Raw genomic sequence first — 3,722 nt, 5'->3', positions numbered from 1 at the left:
CCATTCACTATTGTGAGACGCCCTTAGAGGTGACTTGTTCAGCGTGATCAGGTAGATAGAGCCCGTAAGACCCAAGATCCTAATGAGGTTAGCCCTCACCCGCTCAGGTTTGAGCCCTCCACTTTAGCAACTCGTAAACACTTCTAAGCATATGAAAAAGCTCTCTCCGAAGATGCGCCAGGTTCTCGCCAAGAAGGCTCGCGCTGGATCACAATCGCGAAAACCGCAGGGGCTGCGGCGAAAGCCTCAGCGTTGGGCACGTGGTCATGTCGTCGAAGTATGGGATGGGCAAAGTGTGGAGAAAGTGCTGTGCTATACTGAGCCCGACAAGCCGCCGCAACGAATCTGCCTTGATACCAACACTGAAGAGACATTGTCGTTTCTTGAGCATATGTCGAAGTCCGTTTTGCCAAAGCGATTTCACAACGGCAAGCCGACGGCATGGATACACAGACAAAAGAACAGGCCTCCTTTCATCGGTAGATATGCCGGGTTTGAGGATATCGATGAATTTTCGGCGGCACCGGCACTTGTGTTAGCTGCACTCTACGATCGAGCAAAGGATGCTATGGGCACAGCACCACCAGCAATTAATTTTCCAAACTGGAGTCCGACAGCATTTCAGACTCTGTTTGAATTAGGATTCTTTGAGATCATTGGGCACTCTCCCGCAGAGAGGATAACGGAAATCTACGACAGAAAGGCTGAAAGTGCTTACAAGATATCCAAAATACTTTCAGGCCACAACGCAAACAGCTTGGAGGAGGCGTCAGATACGATACTCGAACTCCTTCGGTACTTAGAAATAGATCCAGATCTATCGGATGAGCTAATTATCGACATAAATACAGCCGTTAGTGAGGCGATGATCAATGTATCCAAGCATGCCTATCCAGACTGGCTGTTGAAAGAGGATGGGGAGGTACAGCCGAAGAAGTGGTGGATGAGTGCTCGCGCGGATAAATCGTCGAATAAGCTGACGATAGTGGTGTACGACCAGGGAGCTACAATTCCTGGAACTCTCCCTGAGAGGGATTGGTACCGAGAGGCGCTTGAGAGTCTAATGGGGTTGGTTAGCCCCGGCTTCGACTTGGAGAATAGAAAGCGCACGATGGATCATGAGTTTATTAGTTACTCCATGAAGAAAGGGAAAACTCAGACGGGTGTCGCGGAGAGAGGCCTAGGCCTACCTCAGATGCAGGAACTTATAGATACATGCTCAGATGGGACCCTCTCGATACTGAGCAGACAAGGATTATATAAGTACGCGCGCCAACTAGGAGTTCACAAGAGGCTTCTGCCGACGGCCTTGGAAGGCACACTGATCCAGTGGGAACTTTCGCTTCCTGTAGGAGGAAGATAATGGAGGATGAGAAGATGATCTCGATTGCTGATTTCTCTCGATATCCGTCGGGACGGGATGACAACGATGGTGACTTCAATGGGGCTAGATTTCGAGAAACCGTCTTGGTTCCGGCGCTTGAGGAGGCAATCCAGAGCGGGGGGCGAGTCTGTGTGTCTCTCAAAGGTGTTATGAGTTTTGGTTCATCATTCCTTGAGGAGGCCTTCGGTGGCTTGATCCGCTCAGGACGGTTTACGAAGGAGCAAATCAGGTCGACAATGAGGGTGGATCCAGGTAGGCCGAACTTTTCGCGCCATGAGAGGACTATTTGGCTTCATATAGATAGAGCTCAATGAATGATGGCGGATGCTCACTCATATCTAAGTGCTGCAGTCGCAGTTACTATCGGCGCTCTTTTCGCAGGCGTGTACACCTCGTATCTGAATCACCTTGCGTCGAAGAATGACATTCTGAAAGATTACCTCCGGGACTTGTCTGAAATAGAGAGGCTGGCTGAGATTTATTGGCTGGCGGAGCCCGAAAACGAGAGCGATATACGATTTCATGATTCTGCTGGACATAAGCTTCGCGCAAAGATGGAGGCGACATCTGAGTACTCAGGCGTGACGAAGTCCATCCTGGGGGATGCGTATGAGCGGTTTGAAGGGTTGGATACAGATCTATTCGTCACTGTCACTGGAGGCACCTTTCAGACGGCAAAATTTGGTAGGGATCCGCAAAGATACAGCGAAACGATTGCCATTGTGAATAAAATGAGATCCCTATTGAGGCACAGGAGAAATACGATGTTTTGGGCTGGGTAGGATTGAGGGTAATCTTCTCGGTTTCAACCAGATGCAGGAAAATGCATTCGAATCCGGTCGCGAAAGATTGCAATGAATTATCTGATGAGGCGATTAATCATGACGAATGCAGAAAATGCGGTGCGAAGGCGCGCCTTTCCCTACTCTTCTAGAGCTTTTTCTTTGTGAAGTTTCGACGTTCTCATTTTTATTGGTCATGAGAGATACCTGATCGCCTCCCAAATGAGAACAATGGGAAGCCGAACGGATGGCAACCTCATGCGCTGGATAGCCTCGATCTGGGGTAGTTCCGTCACCACTCCCCATTGTGCATCGCTAGCAGTTCGTCCTCGGTCCACAGAGGCGGAGCGATGCTCCTGCCCGTGCGTCGCTCGAAGGCCTCCATCCGAGCTATGTAACCGGCACTCGGCTCGATGCGCCTAGCTAAGTCAACGTACTGCCGCAGATCCTCACTGGACACGTCCGAATATTCCGCGCGGTCCGGCAGTTTGATCGAGGTCTCAAGTGCGAAGCCACCAATCACCGAGCCGTGTGTCACCGCCCGCGAGGCCATGTCCATCATGTCGCGAAGCTCATCCACGTGCCAGTGGTCGATGATGTAGCTATCGTGGATTGAGAGCACCGGAACACCCCTACGAGTGAACGAGCCAAGAATCCACGACGTGATTTGGCTATCGCTGTTCATCAGCCTGATACCTTGATCCGAGAACACTGCATCCCGCAAAGGCGGGTTCCGTAGTAGGAACGCCTTGAGCAGGTCGTCAAGCTCATCGTTCGACATTTTCTTGGCAGGATCACCTGTAGCGAACCCTTGCCGGAAAGCTGAGTAAGCTGAATTCCTTCCCTTCGCGTTGATCGCTGTGAGCGCTAGCCGCTTCACCATCGGTCGGAGCTTGTCACCGTAGAGGTCAAGCATCTCCCCTTGGAGGTCGTAGGGGTCATGTTCCATAGGGAGCCCCGCTTCCGCGTATAGCAGCGCCACGTGCAGCCCCTTGAAGTCGACCTCCACCGTTGGCTCGTTGTTGATGGTGATCCGGGACCGCCAGTCATCGCTCACACGTTGCCACCAGCCACCGTAGAAGCGGCCCCCCATGTCCCAGCTTCCTCGGTTGAACACACGATGCGAGAGGGAGTAGCGCGGCCCGATCCTGACGATATTCTTGTCATCATCAGGGTTCGGTTGGATCCACGGTTCGTCAAGGCTGGGAATGTCGATGAAGTGGGAGGAGACCAACGTATTATACTCACTCAGTTGCTTCCGCATATCGCGGGTGAGCGCGGTGTCCTCGTACTCAAGCCGCTTCCCGCCCTTACTGGCGTTGTCGACCTTCTCCCCCTTGCTCTTCAGGATGATGATCTCCTTCTCAGCGCGAGTGACGTCTTCCCAAGTGAACTTGGCTTCCTCGAACATGGCCTGAAGCCGCTCCGAAGCCCGGATCCGCGTTAGACGACCGCTTTTCGCGCCGTCCTTCACATGGAAGCCCGGAGCCAGATCGATGAGCTCAATCTCTGCGAGGCTGTTGATGACATCGATCATCCGCTTCGAGATGGAGAGC

4 protein-coding genes are annotated in these 3,722 nt (G+C 52.4%); 3 read left to right on the top strand and 1 reads right to left on the bottom strand.

Translation table 11 applies throughout. From position 1 onward, the window contains the following. Positions 1–295 precede the first annotated feature (295 nt). The 3 genes from KUV62_RS22580 to KUV62_RS22570 are packed head-to-tail and all read left to right on the top strand — an operon-like array spanning position 296 to position 2,166. Positions 296–1,363 (top strand): ATP-binding protein, encoded by a 1,068-nt coding sequence (locus KUV62_RS22580; RefSeq protein WP_222606011.1) that lies wholly within the window; start codon positions 296–298, stop codon positions 1,361–1,363. After that, positions 1,363–1,698 (top strand): STAS-like domain-containing protein, encoded by a 336-nt coding sequence (locus tag KUV62_RS22870; protein WP_222606010.1) that lies wholly within the window; start codon positions 1,363–1,365, stop codon positions 1,696–1,698. Before KUV62_RS22580 ends, KUV62_RS22870 begins: the two co-directional genes overlap by 1 nt. Continuing rightward, positions 1,699–2,166 carry a hypothetical protein gene (locus KUV62_RS22570; protein WP_222606009.1) on the top strand — a complete coding sequence of 156 codons (468 nt, stop codon included), beginning with the start codon at positions 1,699–1,701 and terminating at the stop codon, positions 2,164–2,166. A 292-nt stretch (positions 2,167–2,458) separates the two neighbouring features. On the opposite strand, the gene KUV62_RS22565 is transcribed toward KUV62_RS22570, so the two are convergent. Next, a partial coding sequence (locus KUV62_RS22565) for a hypothetical protein (RefSeq protein ID WP_222606008.1) occupies positions 2,459–3,722 on the bottom strand: 1,264 nt, incomplete at its 5' end.

Origin of the sequence: Salipiger bermudensis, assembly GCF_019801965.1 — a bacterium.
Lineage (GTDB): Bacteria > Pseudomonadota > Alphaproteobacteria > Rhodobacterales > Rhodobacteraceae > Salipiger > Salipiger bermudensis_A.
The sequence above is the reverse complement of the archived record's forward strand: the minus strand, read 5'-3'. Positions and strand labels throughout refer to the sequence as shown.

Coding starts and splice junctions, on each gene's coding strand:
- KUV62_RS22870 (WP_222606010.1), top strand. CDS start 1,363: ATGGAGGATGAGAAGATGATCTCGATTGCTGATTTCTCTCGATATCCG.
- KUV62_RS22570 (WP_222606009.1), top strand. CDS start 1,699: ATGATGGCGGATGCTCACTCATATCTAAGTGCTGCAGTCGCAGTTACT.